The sequence below is a fragment of the Streptomyces sp. NPDC093801 genome (assembly GCF_040701585.1).
GTDB lineage: Bacteria > Actinomycetota > Actinomycetes > Streptomycetales > Streptomycetaceae > Streptomyces.
In genome coordinates this window covers 142010-158390 of the sequence record NZ_JBFBDP010000012.1, presented here as the reverse complement: position 1 = coordinate 158390, position 16381 = coordinate 142010, and the positions used below count along the sequence as shown (strand labels likewise).

Here is a 16381-nt window from a genome sequence, read left to right as displayed (position 1 = left end):
CGGTATCGGTACCGGGCGGCACCGAACAGGGCCGGGAAGCCGATATGCGCCACATTCACCGGGGTTGGGGCTTCCGGCCCCCCGCCCGAAGATCCCCGGGGACTGCTGAGACACTGGAACGGCCCCCCGGTCCCCGGCCCCGAAGGTTCCACGTGGACATCAAGACCGCCTCCGCCCTGCACCGGCTGCGCCTCATCTCCGTACCCGAGGCGCTGTCGTTCCCGGCCCTGCTGATCTTCGGCTCCCTGCTGAGCCGGATCTCGGACATCGACTACCTGATGATGCCGCTGGGCATCCTGCACGGGATCCTGTTCGTCATCTACGCGGTCTTCCTGCTGGACGTGTGGAACAAGGCCAAGTGGCCGCTGAAGAAGGCCGCCCTGTTCTTCGTGCTCGCGCTGCTGCCCTTCGGCGGGCTCTACGGCGACCGGCTGCTCAAGCGGGACGAGGCCGACAGCGTCGTCGCCGCCCGTGCGCGCGAGGCGGCCCGGGCGTGATCGTCGCGTTCTCGGTGACCCCGCTGGGGGTGGGCGAGGAGGTCGGCGAGTACGTCGCCGACGCGGTCCGCGTGGTGCGCGAGTCGGGTCTGCCCAACCGCACCGACGCGATGTTCACCACCCTGGAGGGTGAGTGGGACGAGGTGATGGACGTGGTCCGGCGCGCGGTCGCCGCGGTCGAGGAGCGCGCCCCCCGGGTCTCCTTCATCCTCAAGGCCGACATCCGCCCCGGTGTCACCGACGGGATCACCTCGAAGGTCGACACGGTCGAACGCCACCTCGCGCGGGACTGACCCCGCCCGCCGGAGCCCTTCCCGCATGCGCCCCCCGCCCGAGGCGGGGGGCGCATGCGCGACCATGTGGTGTGACGGGGCTCACGGTTGGGCGATCGGGGTCGCGGCGGTGCCCGAGACGAGGGCTATGGCCAGGGGGGTGCGTTCGTAGCGGACCTGGTGGCCGTGGCGGGCGGAGATGAGCAGGCCCGCCTCCTGAAGCACCTTCAGATGCGCCGAGACCGTCGACGGGGCCGTGCCGAGCCGGTGGGCCAGCGCCGTGGTGGAGGCGGGCTCCTCCAGGGCGCACAGCACGTCGGCCCGGCCCCGGCCCAGCAGGCGGGCCAGCGCGGCCGGGGCGTCCTCCCGTACCGGGGTCCACAGGGCGCCGATGCCCCGGGCCGGGTAGACCACCGTCGGCTGCCACGGCGGGTCGAAGCCGCCCGCGATGTGCGGCCAGATGAAGGCGCTCGGCATCAGCAGCAGCCCCTGTCCGCCCAGGACGCGCTCGTGGTGGGCCGGCCGCTCGATGGTCAGGGTGAGGGAGGCGGAGTCCCAGGAGAGGTCCGGGTGCAGCCCGTCGAAGAGCGCCTCCAGGCCTCCGGCGGCGAGCCGGCGCGAGTGGAAGAGGACGTCCGCCTCCAGCAGGGCCCGCAGCCGCGGCCAGTGCGGCTCGACCAGCACGCTCCAGGCCCGCTCCAGCAGATCGGCCAGCTCCTGCACGGACCGTGCGGGATCCGCGACGAGGGACCGGCCCAGCTCGCTGTCGGGCGCGCCCGGAGTGCACGCCAGCGCCTTGAGCATGTCCTCGCGCGCCGCGGCCGGGTCCGCCGCGCGGACCTGCGCCAGCTCCTCCCCGAAGGAGACCGCGGGCCCGCTCGGCGGCGGGCCGACGAAGTCCGCGGTGTGCCCGCGGTGGGGCATCAGCAGCCACAGCGGCCGCAGGTCCAGCCCGGCCGCCGCCGCCCGGATCCCGCGCAGCCAGGGCAGGTGGTAGCCCTGCCGGTCCGGCCGCTTGAGGGTGCGGACCGCCTGCTGGGTCTCCCACAGCGGCGACAGCGCGAACCGGCACCGCAGCAGGTCCTCGTGCCCGAAGCGGTGGAGCAGCCCCATCCCGGCCCGCCTCCCCTCGTGTGCGCGACGGCGCCGACCCGAGGACTCTGCCCCAACATTCGCCCCCGAGCGAATCCCTACCCGGCCGGGGCCGGCCCCGGGAGGCTGCGGCCATGTCCACCGATCACGAAGCCCCCGCCGGGGCCGCACCACGCGCCACCCCGGCCCCGGCTGCCCCGGGCCCGGCCGTCCCGGGCTCGGCTGCCCCGGCGCGCGCGGACCGGGATCCGGCCGTCCTGAAGCCTTCCGTCCCGAAGTCCCACGCCGGCCCCGGCGCGCACGACCCGGCCGACGGCGCAGCGGCCCCCGCCGCCCCCGCGCCGGGCTACGGCGCGGTGTTCCGCGTCCCCGAGTTCCCCGCCGTCTTCGCCGCGCACCTGATGTCCGTCCTGGGCGTCGTCGTCGCCGAGATCTCCCTCACCGTCCTCGTCTACCGCGCCACCGGCTCCCCCCTGATGAGCGCGCTCACCTTCGCCCTCGGCTTCCTGCCCTACGCCTTCGGCGGCACCCTGCTCGCCGGGATCGCCGACCGCTACCCCGCCCGGCGGGTGCTCACCGCCTGCGACCTGCTGTGCGCCGCCTGCGCGGCGGCCATGGTCTGGCCGGGGACGCCGATCGCGGGGATCCTCGTCCTGCGCTGCGCCATGGCCTTCGTCGCCCCCCTCTTCCAGGGTGCGCGCAGCGCCTCCCTCGCCGACATCCTCGGCTCCGGCGGGGCCTTCGTCCTCGGCCGGTCGCTGCTGCGCATGGTCGCGCAGAGCGCCCAGCTCATCGGCTTCGGCCTCGGCGGGCTGCTGCTGACCGTCCTCGCGCCGCGCGGGGCCGTCGCCCTGACCGCCGCCGGGTTCCTGGCCTCCGCCCTGCTGCTGCGCCTGGGCACCCGGGCCCGGCCCGCCCGGGCGGCAGCCGTCCGGCATTCCGCCCTCGGCGGGCTGCGCGCCGTGTTCGGGAACCGCCGGCTGCGCGCCCTGACCCTGCTGTGCTGGGTCCCGTCCGCCTTCACCGTCGTCCCGGAGGCCCTGCTCACCCCCTACGCCGACGGCATCGGCGCCGGGACCGTCACCCTCGGGATCCTGATGTGCGCCCTTCCCGTGGGCACCATCGCGGGTGAACTCTGGGCCGGCTCCGCCCTCACCGAGCCGGCCCGGGCGCGGATCACCGCACCGCTGGCCGCCGTCTGCCTGCTGCCGTTCCTCGTGTACGCGCTGCGCCCCGGCCCGGCCGCCGTCGCGGCGGCGCTGCTCCTCGCCGGGCTGGCGCACGCCCACGCCCTCGGCATCGACCGGATGTACGTGGACACCGTCCCCGACGAGCTGCGCGGCCGGGCGATGACCCTGCTGAGCACCGGGGTGATGACCCTCCAGGGGGTGGGCATGGCGCTGGCCGGGGCCGCCGCCGAGGTCTTCCCGGCGCACGCCGTCGTCGCCGGCTCCGCCCTGCTCGGCACCCTCGTCGTCCTCGCCCTGCTCGCCGAACTGCGCGCCACCGCGCCGGCCGGCGGAGCGGCCGAGGAATGAGACGGGGGGCCGCCGGAAATGACCGCCCGGTAGGGTCTGGTGGATGCCGAAGCCGCTCAGCCTCCCCTTCGACCCCATCGCCCGTGCCGACGAGCTCTGGCGGCAGCGCTGGGGTCCCGTGCCGTCCATGGCCGCGATCACCTCGATCATGCGCGCGCACCAGATCCTGCTCGGCGAGGTCGACGCGGTGGTCAAGCCGTACGGCCTGACCTTCGCCCGTTACGAGGCGCTCGTGCTGCTCACCTTCTCCCAGGCGGGGGAGCTCCCGATGTCGAAGATCGGCGAGCGGCTGATGGTCCACCCCACCTCGGTGACGAACACGGTGGACCGGCTCGTGAAGTCCGGTCTGGTGGCCAAGCGGCCCAACCCGCACGACGGCCGCGGCACGCTCGCGTCCATCACGGAGAAGGGCCGCGAGGTCGTCGAGGCGGCGACGAAGGACCTGATGGCGGTCGAGTTCGGGCTCGGTGCCTACGACGCGGAGGAGTGCGCGGAGATCTTCGCGCTGCTCAGGCCGCTGCGGGTGGCCGCCGCCGACTTCGAGGAGAGCTGAGGGCCGGGGCGCGTCAAGATCGCGCAAATCGGGCGGTTACGCTCGACGGCATGAAACGAAGCGTGCTGACCCGCTACCGCGTCATGGCCTACGTGACCGCGGTCATGCTCCTGATCCTCTGTGCCTGCATGGTGGCGAAGTACGGCTTCGACACCGGCGCCGACCTGACCCTCGCGGTCTCGCAGGTCCACGGCGTGCTCTTCATGATCTACCTGGTCTTCGCCTTCGACCTCGGCTCCAAGGCCAAGTGGCCCTTCGGCAAGCTGCTGTGGGTCCTGGTGTCGGGGACCATCCCGCTGGCCGCCTTCTTCGTCGAGCGCGGCGTCCGCGCCGAGGTCGAGCCGCTGGTCGCGGACGCCCCGGTCACCGTCGGCGCCTGAGTCCGCGTCCGGGCCCGCTCGCGCGGGCCTGTAGGAACGCTCGAAACCACACCCCCGGGGACGACTCCCCGGGGGTTTGCCATCGACATTTACTAGGACGTCCTAGTAAATTCGAAGGCATGGACGCAGACGCCATCGAGGAGGGCCGCCGCCGCTGGCAGGCCCGATATGACAAGGCCCGCAAGCGGGACGCGGATTTCACCACGCTCTCCGGCGATGAGGTCGACCCCGTCTACGGGCCCCGGCCCGGAGACGCGTACGAGGGCTTCGAGCGCATCGGCTGGCCGGGGGAGTACCCCTACACCCGCGGCCTGCACGCCACCGGGTACCGCGGCCGGACCTGGACCATCCGGCAGTTCGCCGGCTTCGGCAACGCCGAGCAGACCAACGAGCGCTACAAGATGATCCTCGCCGCCGGCGGCGGCGGGCTCTCGGTGGCCTTCGACATGCCCACCCTGATGGGGCGCGACTCCGACGACCCGCGCTCGCTCGGCGAGGTCGGGCACTGCGGCGTCGCCATCGACTCCGCCGCCGACATGGAGGTCCTCTTCAAGGACATCCCGCTCGGCGACGTCACCACGTCGATGACGATCTCCGGCCCGGCCGTCCCCGCCTTCTGCATGTACCTCGTCGCCGCCGAGCGCCAGGGCGTCGACCCGGGCGTGCTCAACGGCACCCTCCAGACGGACATCTTCAAGGAGTACATCGCCCAGAAGGAGTGGCTCTTCGAACCCGAGCCCCACCTGCGCCTCATCGGCGACCTGATCGAGTACTGCGCGAACGGCATCCCGGCCTACAAGCCGCTGTCCGTCTCCGGCTACCACATCCGCGAGGCCGGGGCCACGGCCGCGCAGGAGCTCGCGTACACCCTCGCCGACGGCTTCGGGTACGTGGAGCTCGGCCTCTCCCGCGGCCTGGACGTCGACCACTTCGCGCCCGGCCTGTCCTTCTTCTTCGACGCGCACCTCGACTTCTTCGAGGAGATCGCCAAGTTCCGCGCCGCCCGCCGGATCTGGGCCCGCTGGATGAAGGAGGTGTACGGCGCGAAGAACGAGAAGTCGATGTGGCTGCGCTTCCACACGCAGACCGCCGGCGTCTCCCTGACGGCCCAGCAGCCGTACAACAACGTCGTGCGCACCGCCGTCGAAGCCCTCGCGGCCGTCCTCGGCGGCACCAACTCGCTGCACACCAACGCCCTCGACGAGACCCTCGCCCTCCCCAGCGAGCAGGCCGCCGAGATCGCGCTGCGCACCCAGCAGGTGCTGATGGAGGAGACCGGCGTCGCCAACGTCGCCGACCCGCTGGGCGGCTCCTGGTACGTCGAGCAGCTCACCGACCGCATCGAGGCCGACGCCGAGAAGATCTTCGACCAGATCAAGGAGCGCGGCCTGCGCGCCCACCCGGACGGGCAGCACCCGATCGGCCCCATCACGTCGGGCATCCTGCGCGGCATCGAGGACGGCTGGTTCACCGGCGAGATCGCCGAGTCGGCCTTCCAGTACCAGCGCGCGCTGGAGAAGGGCGACAAGCGGGTCGTCGGCGTCAACGTCCACCACGGCTCGGTCACCGGCGACCTGGAGATCCTCCGCGTCAGCCACGAGGTGGAGCGCGAGCAGGTGCGGGTGCTCGCCGCCCGCAAGGAGCGCCGCGACGACGCCAAGGTGACGGCCTCGCTGAAGGCCATGCTGGACGCCGCCCGCGACGGCTCCAACATGATCCCGGCCATGCTGGACGCCGTACGGGCCGAGGCCACGATGGGCGAGATCTGCAACGTCCTGCGCGACGAGTGGGGCACCTACACCGAACCCCCCGGCTTCTAGTCCGCGCACCGCGCCACGGGCCGGCCGAGGAGTTCCCCGCGGGGAACCCCTCGGCCGGCCCCGCGTGTTCGCCCCGCCCGCTCCGGCCCCGCGCGCTGCGCGAGCCGGCTCAGCCGCGAGCCGGCTCAGCCGCGGGCGGCGAGGCCGTGCATCAGCAGCGCGGTGAAGGCCGCCACCCAGCCCTCGTCCACCGGCTCGGAGCTCACCAGCGCGCGGTGCACCACCGTGCCCGCGATCACGTCGAAGATCAGGTCCGTGGTGTGCCCGGCGAGGGACGGGTCCTCCTCGTACGGGAGCTCGCCGCGGGCCTGGGCCCGTTCCCGGCCCAGTACGACGAGACGTTTCTGCCGGTCCACGATCGCCGACCGGATCCGGTCCCGCAGCGCCTCGTCCCGGGTGGACTCGGCGACCACCGCCATCAGGGCCGTCCGGGCCTCCGGGCGCCGCAGCAGCCCCGCGAACTGCAGCACCACGTACTCGATGTCGGCTTCCAGCGACCCCCGGTCGGGCAGTTCGAGCGCGTCGAAGAGCTCCGCGACCGCGTCCACGACCAGCTCGTTCTTCCCCGCCCAGCGCCGGTACAGGGTGGTCTTGGCGACGCCGGCCCGGGCCGAGACGTCCCCCATGGTCAGCTTCGACCACCCCAGCTCCACCAGCGCCTCCCGCGTCGCCGCCAGGATCGCCGCGTCCGCAGCCACGCTGCGGGGGCGGCCGGTGCGGCCGGGCCGGGGGGTCGTACGGGAGCACGGGTTGCGCATGGCCGAGACCATACCCGCCAGTAGCGGAACCGCCGGGGGCCTCGGCGCTGTGGTTCAGATCACGGGGCGCGCGGCGCCCGGGGGAGTTACGCTACGGCTCGTAGCGTAAGAGCGACAACCACGCGAAGAGCTACCGGCGCCAGGTGGGGACCCGGCGCCACAACAGCACACGAACGGTCGGAAACGACGTTTCACACGGGATCTTCCGGGATCCTTTTCGTCGGCGCGCGCACACGGGGGAGGATGTACGCATGCAGCCCAGAAACATGTCCATGAGCGGCGTCGTCGACCTCGCCGCGGTGAAGGCGGCCGGCGAAGCAAAGGCGAAGGCCGAGCAGGCCCGCGCGGAGGCGGCGCGCCAGGGCGGCGCCGGTGCGCCCGGCGGCGCCGTACCGCCGTCCGCGCTCGTCGTCGACGTCGACGAGGCCGGCTTCGAAAGCGACGTCCTCCAGCTCTCCAACGAGGTCCCGGTCGTCCTCGACTTCTGGGCCGAGTGGTGCGAGCCGTGCAAGCAGCTCGGCCCCCTCCTGGAGCGGCTGGCCGTCGAGGCGAACGGCCGCTTCGTCCTGGCGAAGATCGACGTCGACGCCAACCAGATGCTGATGCAGCAGTTCGGCATCCAGGGCATCCCGGCCGTGTTCGCCGTGGTCGCCGGCCAGGTGCTGCCGCTGTTCCAGGGGGTGGCCCCCGAGCAGCAGATCCGCGAGACCCTGGCCCAGCTGGTCCAGGTCGCCGAGGAGCGCTTCGGCATCCTCGGCCTCCAGGTCGACCCCGACGCCACGGGCGCCCCGGCGGCCCCGGCTCCCGTGCCGGCCGGTCCGTACGACGCGCTGCTGGAGGCGGCGGTCGTCGCGCTGGACGCGGGCGACCTGGGCGGCGCCGTGCAGGCGTACAAGAACGTGCTCGCGGACGACCCGGCCAACACCGAGGCCAAGCTGGGCCTGGCCCAGGCCGAGCTGCTCTCCCGGGTGCAGCACATGAACCCGCAGACCGTGCGCACCGCGGCGGCCGAGAACCCGCGCGACCCGGCCGCCCAGATGGCCGCGGCCGATCTGGACCTCGCCGGCGGGCACGTGGCCGACGCCTTCTCCCGCCTGGTGGACACCGTACGGGTGACGGCCGGTGACGAGCGGGATTCCGTACGGGTGCGGCTCCTGGAGCTCTTCGAGGTGATCGGCGCGGACGACCCGCGCGTGACCGCGGCGCGTACGGCGCTGGCGCGGGTGCTCTTCTAGAGCCCGGCCGGGCCCCGGCTGGAGCGGTACGCGGCCGGGTGGCCGGCGATTTGTTGACACGGAGATAAACAGCGGCCGCGCTTTACCAAAACTTGGTAATCGCGGCCGCTGTTACTCGGAGTAAACCGAACCCCGTGAACTGTCCGGTTGGTTCCTTCTTCACCCCTTCTGTCGTGGCCCAGGGTGACACCCTGTGTGGCTGCTGTGCGACGCGGGGAGGCGCTCCGGTTACCCAGCCGTTACCCGCGAGTAACGACCCCCCTTGTGCCCCGGCCTGGAATGGACCACGATCGGCGACGCTCGGTCCTTCCCGTAGAGCCGCTCATCAGGCGGCCGCGGCGGAGGGTCCCCACCGGGTGGGCCGGTGGCACGCACACCGGCCGTGGACAGGGGGGTCTCTGCCACACCGGCAGGGCCTGTCCTCCAGGTTGCGCGAACGCGTGGCCCAGTGGTTGTCGCTCGGGGGTGATCGCCGGTGTATCGGACGCGGCTGCGCCGCGGCTGGGCCGCCTGCGCTCCTTCCCGAGGACGTAGCACTTCTCCCATCCCAGGCCGGGCTCTGTCCGGACCGGAGATGTACGTCCGAGAAGGAGGAACGAAATGAGTTCTCAGGTTCGTGGCGGGACCAGATGGAAGCGCTTCGCGCTCGTCATGGTGCCGTCCATCGCGGCCACGGCCGCGGTCGGTGTGGGTCTGGCGCAGGGTGCCCTCGCGGCCTCGTTCAGCGTTTCCGGCCAGGACTTCAAGGTGTCGGCCGACCAGCTCGTCGGTGACAACCTGATCCAGTACGGCAGCGTTGCCGAGGGTGCGACCCTCGGCAAGAAGGACGAGATCAGCAAGCACCCCGTGACGATCTCCGGCTTCAGCCGCGCCGAGATCACCAACATGTGCCAGTCGCTGGTCACCCCGGTGCCGGGCCTCGGCGCCATCACGCTCCAGCTGCACACCGGCAACAAGGGCAAGCCGGCCGTCGCGGAGAACATCTACCTCGACGTCGCCGAGCTGGACGCGGACGCCAAGTTCGACCAGCTCGACATCGGTGTCGCGGTCGGCGACGGCAGCCACGTCACCAAGCCGGTCCCCGGCACGGTGGCGGACGGCGGCCTGTTCTCGCAGCGCGCCAAGAAGGCCACGCTGACGAACGTGCGCCAGAAGGCCTGGGCGACGACGGCGGGCACCTTCACGCTGCCCGACCTCAAGCTCCGTCTGCTCAGCGGCAACCAGCCGTGCTACCAGGACGAGAAGTAGTCCTCGTCCCGGACGTGTGACTGACCGGACGGGCGGGCGGCGGCAGCCGCCGGCGCCCGTCCGTCCGGGCTCCACAGAGTTCTCCGTACCACCGTTTCCAGGGAGCTGTTGTCCATGAACCCCCAGGCCCCGGTTCACGCCGCAGACGAACACTGGCTCGCCGTCGTGCACCACCGCTTCCGTGCCTGGCGGGGCGAGCGCCCCTTCTGGGCCGGCCTGTTCACGCTCCTCGGCGGGGTCCCGATCGTCTACTTCCCGTTCGCGGACATCCGGCTGGGCAACGTCACCCTCGCGATGGCGACGACGACCGGCTCCGGCTCGCTGATCATCGGCATCCTGCTGATCACGCTGGGCCTGGCGCTCTGGTTCCAGCAGGGCATCCGCGTCTTCGCGGGCGTCGCCGCGATCCTGCTGGCCCTGGTGTCGATCCCGCTGTCCAACCTCGGCGGCTTCTTCATCGGCTTCCTCACCTCCATGGTCGGCGGCTGTCTCGCGCTGGCCTGGGCGCCGGGCGTCCCGGTGGAGGACGGACCCGAGCAGGCCGAGGCGGCCGAGGTGGCGCCCGTGGACCCGTTCCACGGCATCCCGGGCCCCCGCGACACGGAAACGCCGTACGTGACCGAGAAGACTGCCCACGCCGATGGCGGGAGGAACAGTGCGGGGTGACGAGACGCAGCGGGGCGTGGCCCCAGGCGCAGAGTCCCGTGAGAGAAAGGGCCGCCACGCGGCGCCCAGGAAGTCGCTGCTGAACAAGCTCCAGATACCCGTCGGCAAGACGATGGCGCTGGCGGCGATGCCGACGGCCGTGCTCGTCGGGATGGGGATCGCCCCGAAGCTGGCGATGGCCGACGACAAGGAGATCCCCTTCGCCCCTGGCCCGTGCGTGACGCGCTCCGACGAGCCCTCCGCCCCGGCCTCGCCCTCCCCGTCCGGCTCCCCGTCCGCGACCCCCTCGCCGGGTACGTCGCCGGGCGCGAGCCCCTCGCCGGGCGCGAGCCAGGCGCCGAAGCCGGCTGCGAGCCCCGCGGCGACCCCGTCGGCCAAGCAGCCCGAGGCCCCGAAGGAGCGGAAGCAGGAGACCCCGTCGGCCAAGCCGTCCGCGAGCGCCTCCCCGTCCCCCTCGGCAACCAAGACCCCGAACCCGCTCGACCCGCTGGGCGTGGGAGACGCCCTCAAGGGTCTGGTGGACGCCTTCGGCAAGCCCCTCCAGGGCGCGCAGAAGCCGGCCGCCCCCGCGATGCCTGTCCCGGGCACCCCGAAGGCCCCCGCCGCCGATCCGACCGCCGACGCGATCCGCGACGCCGCGAAGAAGGCCGGCGCCACGGTCGAGGAGCTGCCGCAGTCCGTCAAGGACACCGTCAAGACCCCCAAGGACGAGACGGGCACGTCCGCGGCCGGCGCGGACGGGGCCGACGACGAGAAGGCGGACGGCGCCTCGCCCTCGCCCTCGTCCTCGACGACGGCGGACCCGGACGGCAAGCAGCCCTTCCCCTGCCCGACCTTCGACGCGAAGGCCCTGGCCGACGCGAAGCTGGAGCAGGGCATCCCGCTGCTGCCCGACGAGCCCTGGTACCTGGACAGCTCCCTGCTGACCCTCTACGGCCTGGACTACGAGGGCATCGTCGAGGTGAAGACGGCGAGCGGGAAGACCAAGAAGGTCCTGAAGTTCACGGCGGACTCGCTGGACATCAAGGACCTCTACCAGACGGTCGGCAAGAGCGGGAACGTCGCCCACCTGAAGTCGCGCCCGGGCTCCACGTCCAAGATCCGCGACGGCAAGGTCACGATGTACACGGAGAGCCTCAAGGGCAACCTCTTCGGGCTCATCCCGATCGAGTTCACCCCGAACAGCCCGCCGCCCCTGAACGTCCCCTTCGCGTTCTTCACGCACGTCAAGGTCGTCCAGGCCGGCCAGTTCGGCGGCAACCTCACGGTCCCGGGCCTGCACAACTACATCGGCCCACCGGAGGGCTGACGCGCGCGGCGGCCCCGCGGAACGCACCGAGGGCGGCGCCCCGGTCCCCCAAGGGACCGGGGCGCCGCCCTCGGTCTCTGTGCGGCAGAGTCGGACGGCCCGGGGGCTCAGTCGCGGGCGGCTCCGCCCAGGTGGTGGACGCGGACCATGTTGGTCGTGCCCGGGACGCCGGGGGGCGAGCCGGCGGTGATGATCATGGTGTCGCCGGCGTTGAAGCGCTGGAGCTTCAGCACCTCGGCGTCGACCAGCTCGACCATCGCGTCGGTGCTGTCGGCGTGCGGGACGATGGCCGACTCGACGCCCCAGCTCAGGGTGAGCTGGTTGCGGGTGTTCACGTCGGTGGTGAACGCCAGGATCGGCTGCTGGGCGCGGTAGCGCGACAGGCGGCGGGCGGTGTCGCCGGACTGGGTGAAGGCGACCAGGGCCTTGCCGTCGAGGAAGTCCGCGATCTCGCAGGCCGCGCGGGCGACGGAGCCGCCCTGGGTACGCGGCTTCTTGCCCTGGACCAGCGGCTGGAGGCCCTTGGAGAGCAGCTCCTCCTCGGCCGCCGTGACGATCTTCGACATCGTCTTGACGGTCTCGATCGGGTAGGCGCCCACGGAGGACTCGGCGGAGAGCATGACCGCGTCGGCGCCGTCGAGGATGGCGTTGGCGACGTCGGAGGCCTCGGCGCGGGTCGGCCGGGAGTTGGTGATCATCGACTCCATCATCTGGGTGGCGACGATCACCGGCTTGGCGTTGCGGCGGCACATCTCGATGAGCCGCTTCTGGACCATCGGGACCTTCTCGAGCGGGTACTCGACGGCCAGGTCGCCGCGGGCCACCATGACCGCGTCGAAGGCCGCGACCACGGCCTCCATGTTCTCGACGGCCTGCGGCTTCTCCACCTTGGCGATGACGGGGACCCGGCGGCCCTCCTCGTCCATGACGCGGTGGACGTCCTTGACGTCGTTGGCGTCGCGGACGAAGGACAGCGCGACCATGTCGCAGCCCATGCGGAGCGCGAAGCGCAGGTCGTCGACGTCCTTCTCCGACAGGGCGGGGACGTTCACGGCGGCACCCGGCAGGTTGATGCCCTTGTGGTCCGAGATCACACCGCCCTCGATGACGATGGTCCGCACCCGCGGGCCGTCGACCTCGGTCACCCGCAGCTCGACGTTGCCGTCGTTGATCAGGATCTGGTCACCCTTGGCGACGTCGCCCGGGAGGCCCTTGTAGGTGGTGCCGCAGATGGACTTGTCGCCCGGGACGTCCTCGGTGGTGATGGTGAACTCGTCACCGCGCACCAGCTCGACGGGGCCCTCGGCGAAGGTCTCCAGACGGATCTTCGGACCCTGGAGGTCGGCGAGGACGCCGACCGCGCGCCCGGTCTCCTCGCAAGCCCTCCGGACGCGGTCGTACCGCTCCTGGTGTTCTGCCTGGGAACCGTGGCTGAAGTTGAATCGGGCCACGTTCATACCTGCCTCGATGAGTGCTTTCAGCTGCTCAAGCGAGTCGACGGCGGGGCCCAGCGTGCAGACGATTTTGGAACGGCGCATGAAGCGGATCCTATCCGTTTGTTTCGTAGCGGAATATTCCGTCTGGTGGAAAGTCCAAGTGACTACTGGGTAACCAGCGCGTACGCCTGGGTGGCGATCTCCAGCTCCTCATCGGTCGGCACCACGGCCACCGCCACCCGGGCGTGGTCCGGCGAGATCAGCCGGGGCTCCGGGGACCGTGCCGCGTTGGCCTCCGGGTCCAGCGCGAGCCCCAGCACCTCCAGGCCGGAAACCGCCGCCTCCCGGACCACCGGGGCGTTCTCGCCGACGCCCGCCGTGAACACCACCGCGTCCACCCGGCCCAGTACCGCCGTGTAGGCGCCGATGTACTTCTTCAGCCGGTGGACGTACGCCGCGAGCGCCAGGCGCGCCGCCTCGTCTCCCTCGCCCGCCCGCCGGGTCACCTCGCGCATGTCGTTGTCGCCGCACAGACCCAGCAGACCGCTCTTCTTGTTGAGCAGCGAGTCGATCTCGTCGACCGACAGCCCGCCCACCCGGGCCAGGTGGAAGATCACGGCCGGGTCCAGGTCTCCCGACCGCGTCCCCATGACCAGCCCCTCCAGCGGGGTCAGGCCCATCGAGGTCTCCACGCACACCCCGCCGCGCACGGCCGAGGCGGAGGCGCCGTTGCCCAGGTGCAGCACGATCACGTTCACGTCCTCCACCGCCCGGCCCAGCAGCGCGGCCGTCGCCCGCGAGACGTAGGCGTGGGAGGTGCCGTGGAAGCCGTACCGCCGGATGGAGTACTTCTCGGCGGTCGACGCGTCGATCGCGTAGCGGGCCACGTGCTCCGGCATCGTCGCGTGGAAGGCCGTGTCGAAGACGGCCACCTGCGGGAGGTCCGCGCGCAGCTCGCGCGCCACCTCGATGCCGGTCACGTTCGCCGGGTTGTGCAGCGGGGCCAGCGGGATCAGGCTGCGGATCTCCGCCAGCACCTCGTCGTCGATCACCGTCGGGGCGGTGAACCGGGTCCCGCCGTGCACCACCCGGTGGCCCACGGCGGCCAGTTCGGGGGAGTCCAGGCCCAGGCCGTCGGCGGCCAGCTCCTCGGCGACCGCCCGCAGGGCCTCCCCGTGGTCCGCGATCGCACCCGCACGCTCACGACGACCGGCTCCGGCCCCGGGTCCGGCGAGCGGCTCGTGCACCAGGCGGGAGCCCTCCTCCCCGATCCGCTCCACCAGGCCGACGGCCAGGCGGGAGGAGTCCGCCATGTCGAGGAGCTGGTACTTGACCGACGAGGAGCCGGAGTTGAGGACGAGTACGCGCGTTGCGGTCACGGTGCGGGTCTTTCCTTCGGAACGGGCGGGAGGCGGGGGAGGGGTGCGGGGAGAGGGTCAGGCGGTGGGGGCCGGCGCGTCCTGGGTCTGGGCCTGGATCGCGGTGATGGCCACCGTGGTGACGATGTCCTGGACCAGCGCCCCGCGCGAGAGGTCGTTGACGGGCTTGCGCAGGCCCTGGAGCACCGGGCCGACCGCGACGGCGCCCGCCGAACGCTGCACGGCCTTGTACGTGTTGTTGCCCGTGTTCAGGTCCGGGAAGATCAGCACGCTCGCCCGCCCGGCCACCTCGGAGCCCGGCAGCTTGGTCGCCGCCACCGACGGCTCCACGGCCGCGTCGTACTGGATCGGGCCCTCGACGAGCAGGTCCGGCCGGCGCTCGCGGACGATCTCGGTGGCCTTGCGGACCTTGTCCACGTCCGCGCCGGAGCCCGAGGTGCCGGTGGAGTACGAGAGCATCGCGATCCGCGGCTCGACGCCGAAGGCCGCGGCGGTGGCGGCCGACTGGACGGCGATGTCGGCGAGCTGTTCGGCGTTCGGGTCCGGGTTGACCGCGCAGTCGCCGTACACGAGGACCTGGTCGGCCAGGCACATGAAGAAGACGGAGGAGACGATCGAGGCCTCCGGCTTGGTCTTGATGATCTCGAAGGCGGGGCGGATGGTCGCGGCGGTGGAGTGCACGGATCCGGAGACCATGCCGTCGGCCAGGCCCTCCTGGACCATCAGCGTGCCGAAGTAGTTGGCGTCGGTGACCACGTCGTGGGCCAGCTCGACGGTCATGCCCTTGTGGGCGCGGGCCCGGGCGTAGTACTCGGCGAACCGTTCCCGCATCGGGGAGGCGGCCGGGTCGATGACCTGGGCGCCCGAGATGTCGACGCCCAGGTCGGCGGCCTTCTTCAGGACGGCCTGCTCGTCGCCCAGCAGGGTCAGGTCGCAGACACCCCGGCGGAGCACCACGTCGGCCGCCCGCAGCACCCGCTCCTCGGTGCCCTCGGGCAGGACCACGCGCCGCCGCTGGGAGCGGGCCCGCTCCAGCAGTTCGTGCTCGAACATCATCGGGGTGACGCGCTCCGAGCGGGCCACCGACAGCAGCCCGCGCAGCTCGGCGGTGTCCACGTGCCGCTCGAAGAGGCCGAGCGCGGTCTCCAGCTTGCGCGGGGTCGCGGAGTTCAAACGGCTCTGCAGGGAGAAGAGTTCGGTGGCCGTCGGGAAGCTGTTCCCGGCCACCGAGACCACGGGGGTGCCGGGCGCCAGCTTCGAGGCGAGGGCCAGGACGTCCTGGCCCGGGCGCTCGCCCAGGGTCAGCAGCACGCCCGCGATCGGCGGGGTGCCGGAGGCGTGCGCGGCGAGGGCCCCGACGACGAGGTCGGCGCGGTCCCCGGGGGTCACCACCAGGCAGCCGGGGGTCAGGGCGTTCAGGAAGTTGGGCAGCATCGCGCCGCCGAAGACGAAGTCCACGGCGTCGCGCGCCAGCCCGGCGTCGTCGCCGAGCAGCACCTCGCCGCCGAGCGCCCGGGTGATCTGGGCGACGGTCGGGGCGGACAGGGACTTGTCCTCCGGCAGGACGTAGCAGGGCACGGGCAGGCGGGCGGCCAGCCGCTCCGCTATGGACTCCCGGTCCGCGGGGGAGACCCGGTTGACCACCATCGCCACGACGTGGCAGCCCAGGCTCTCGTAGGCCCGGTGGGCGTTGCGGGCCTCGGCGCGCACGGCGTCGGCCGGGTGCCGGGTGCCGCCGACGACGGGCACCACGACCGCGCCGAGCTCGTTGGCGAGGCGGGCGTTCAGGGCCAGCTCGTCGGGCAGGTTGGTGTCGGCGTAGTCGGTGCCGAGGACCAGCATGACCTCGTAGTCGCGGGCCACCCGGTGGTAGCGGTCCACGAGCCGGGAGACCAGCTCGTCCGTGCCCTTCTCGGCCAGGACCGCGGAGGCCTCCCCGTATTCCATCCCGTACGCGTCCGAGGCGTCCTGGTCGAGCCGGTAGCGGGCCTTCAGCAGGTCGAAGAGGCGGTCCGGCGCATCGTGCAGCAGCGGACGGTAGACGCCGACCCGGCCGGTCCGGCGGGTCAGCAGCTCCATGATCCCCAGTTCGACGACCTGGCGGCCGTCCCCCCGCTCGATCCCGGTCACGTACACGCTGCGCGTCACGCGTGGCCTCCGTCCATGCTGGTGGATATCTGTTTGGTGTGGCTCGACCT

The 16381-nt window shown here is 72.3% G+C and carries 15 protein-coding genes; 10 read left to right on the top strand and 5 right to left on the bottom strand.

What is annotated here, in order from left to right; all coding sequences use genetic code 11:
- The first annotated feature begins 152 nt into the window (after positions 1-152).
- Positions 153-497 (top strand): DUF3817 domain-containing protein, encoded by a 345-nt coding sequence (locus tag AB0469_RS16165; protein ID WP_042809078.1) that lies wholly within the window; start codon positions 153-155, stop codon positions 495-497.
- Positions 494-790 (top strand): MTH1187 family thiamine-binding protein, encoded by a 297-nt coding sequence (locus AB0469_RS16160; RefSeq protein ID WP_366452019.1) that lies wholly within the window; start codon positions 494-496, stop codon positions 788-790. The genes AB0469_RS16165 and AB0469_RS16160 overlap by 4 nt, the downstream gene beginning before the upstream one ends.
- A gap of 81 nt (positions 791-871) precedes the next feature.
- On the opposite strand, the gene AB0469_RS16155 is transcribed toward AB0469_RS16160, so the two are convergent.
- Positions 872-1882 carry a DUF5937 family protein gene (locus AB0469_RS16155; RefSeq protein WP_366452018.1) on the bottom strand — a complete coding sequence of 337 codons (1011 nt, stop codon included), beginning with the start codon at positions 1880-1882 and terminating at the stop codon, positions 872-874.
- A 113-nt stretch (positions 1883-1995) separates the two neighbouring features.
- Here AB0469_RS16155 and AB0469_RS16150 point away from each other — a divergent pair, with 113 nt between their 5' ends.
- The 4 genes from AB0469_RS16150 to AB0469_RS16135 all read left to right on the top strand — a co-directional run bounded on the left by AB0469_RS16150 (position 1996) and on the right by AB0469_RS16135 (position 6152).
- Complete coding sequence (locus AB0469_RS16150; protein WP_366452017.1) at positions 1996-3399, top strand: MFS transporter; 1404 nt, start codon at positions 1996-1998, stop codon at positions 3397-3399.
- Positions 3400-3442: 43 nt separating this feature from the next.
- Positions 3443-3952: a MarR family transcriptional regulator gene (locus AB0469_RS16145; protein ID WP_366452016.1), complete on the top strand. Its 510-nt coding sequence runs from the start codon at positions 3443-3445 to the stop codon at positions 3950-3952.
- A gap of 50 nt (positions 3953-4002) precedes the next feature.
- Entirely contained in the window at positions 4003-4332 is a 330-nt protein-coding gene (locus AB0469_RS16140) for a DUF3817 domain-containing protein (RefSeq protein WP_042809084.1), read from the top strand.
- A gap of 119 nt (positions 4333-4451) precedes the next feature.
- Positions 4452-6152: a methylmalonyl-CoA mutase family protein gene (locus AB0469_RS16135; RefSeq protein WP_366452015.1), complete on the top strand. Its 1701-nt coding sequence runs from the start codon at positions 4452-4454 to the stop codon at positions 6150-6152.
- 125 nt (positions 6153-6277) lie between these two features.
- Here the strand turns inward: AB0469_RS16135 and AB0469_RS16130 are convergent, their stop codons facing one another.
- Complete coding sequence (locus AB0469_RS16130; protein ID WP_366452014.1) at positions 6278-6910, bottom strand: TetR/AcrR family transcriptional regulator; 633 nt, start codon at positions 6908-6910, stop codon at positions 6278-6280.
- 251 nt (positions 6911-7161) lie between these two features.
- Here AB0469_RS16130 and AB0469_RS16125 point away from each other — a divergent pair, with 251 nt between their 5' ends.
- The 4 genes from AB0469_RS16125 (at position 7162) to AB0469_RS16110 (ending at position 11368) form a co-directional block, all read left to right on the top strand.
- Positions 7162-8145, top strand: coding sequence for a tetratricopeptide repeat protein (locus AB0469_RS16125; protein ID WP_366452013.1), 984 nt, complete (start codon positions 7162-7164; stop codon positions 8143-8145).
- A 600-nt stretch (positions 8146-8745) separates the two neighbouring features.
- Complete coding sequence (locus tag AB0469_RS16120) at positions 8746-9393, top strand: DUF6230 family protein (RefSeq protein ID WP_366452011.1); 648 nt, start codon at positions 8746-8748, stop codon at positions 9391-9393.
- 114 nt (positions 9394-9507) lie between these two features.
- A complete protein-coding gene (locus AB0469_RS16115) occupies positions 9508-10059 on the top strand; it encodes a DUF6114 domain-containing protein (RefSeq protein WP_366452010.1) in 552 nt (183 codons plus the stop codon).
- Positions 10049-11368, top strand: a complete 1320-nt coding sequence (locus AB0469_RS16110) for a hypothetical protein (RefSeq protein ID WP_366452009.1) — start codon at positions 10049-10051, stop codon at positions 11366-11368. The genes AB0469_RS16115 and AB0469_RS16110 overlap by 11 nt, the downstream gene beginning before the upstream one ends.
- Before the next feature lie 107 nt (positions 11369-11475).
- Here AB0469_RS16110 and pyk read toward each other — a convergent pair whose 3' ends face one another.
- The 3 genes from pyk to pta all read right to left on the bottom strand — a co-directional run bounded on the left by pyk (position 11476) and on the right by pta (position 16331).
- On the bottom strand, positions 11476-12906 hold the full coding sequence (gene pyk / locus AB0469_RS16105) for a pyruvate kinase (protein ID WP_366452008.1): 1431 nt from the start codon (positions 12904-12906) through the stop codon (positions 11476-11478).
- A gap of 62 nt (positions 12907-12968) precedes the next feature.
- Positions 12969-14183, bottom strand: coding sequence for an acetate kinase (locus AB0469_RS16100; RefSeq protein ID WP_366452007.1), 1215 nt, complete (start codon positions 14181-14183; stop codon positions 12969-12971).
- 57 nt (positions 14184-14240) lie between these two features.
- On the bottom strand, positions 14241-16331 hold the full coding sequence (gene pta, locus AB0469_RS16095; protein ID WP_366452006.1) for a phosphate acetyltransferase: 2091 nt from the start codon (positions 16329-16331) through the stop codon (positions 14241-14243).
- Positions 16332-16381 lie beyond the last annotated feature (50 nt).

What these genes read in the sequence shown, in the direction of transcription:
- AB0469_RS16145 (WP_366452016.1), top strand. Translation starts at nt 3,443, where the DNA reads ATGCCGAAGCCGCTCAGCCTCCCCTTCGACCCCATCGCCCGTGCCGAC.
- pyk (WP_366452008.1), bottom strand. Translation starts at nt 12,906, where the DNA reads ATGCGCCGTTCCAAAATCGTCTGCACGCTGGGCCCCGCCGTCGACTCG.
- AB0469_RS16140 (WP_042809084.1), top strand. Translation starts at nt 4,003, where the DNA reads ATGAAACGAAGCGTGCTGACCCGCTACCGCGTCATGGCCTACGTGACC.
- AB0469_RS16115 (WP_366452010.1), top strand. Translation starts at nt 9,508, where the DNA reads ATGAACCCCCAGGCCCCGGTTCACGCCGCAGACGAACACTGGCTCGCC.
- AB0469_RS16150 (WP_366452017.1), top strand. Translation starts at nt 1,996, where the DNA reads ATGTCCACCGATCACGAAGCCCCCGCCGGGGCCGCACCACGCGCCACC.
- AB0469_RS16125 (WP_366452013.1), top strand. Translation starts at nt 7,162, where the DNA reads ATGCAGCCCAGAAACATGTCCATGAGCGGCGTCGTCGACCTCGCCGCG.
- AB0469_RS16155 (WP_366452018.1), bottom strand. Translation starts at nt 1,882, where the DNA reads ATGGGGCTGCTCCACCGCTTCGGGCACGAGGACCTGCTGCGGTGCCGG.
- AB0469_RS16130 (WP_366452014.1), bottom strand. Translation starts at nt 6,910, where the DNA reads ATGCGCAACCCGTGCTCCCGTACGACCCCCCGGCCCGGCCGCACCGGC.
- AB0469_RS16135 (WP_366452015.1), top strand. Translation starts at nt 4,452, where the DNA reads ATGGACGCAGACGCCATCGAGGAGGGCCGCCGCCGCTGGCAGGCCCGA.
- AB0469_RS16120 (WP_366452011.1), top strand. Translation starts at nt 8,746, where the DNA reads ATGAGTTCTCAGGTTCGTGGCGGGACCAGATGGAAGCGCTTCGCGCTC.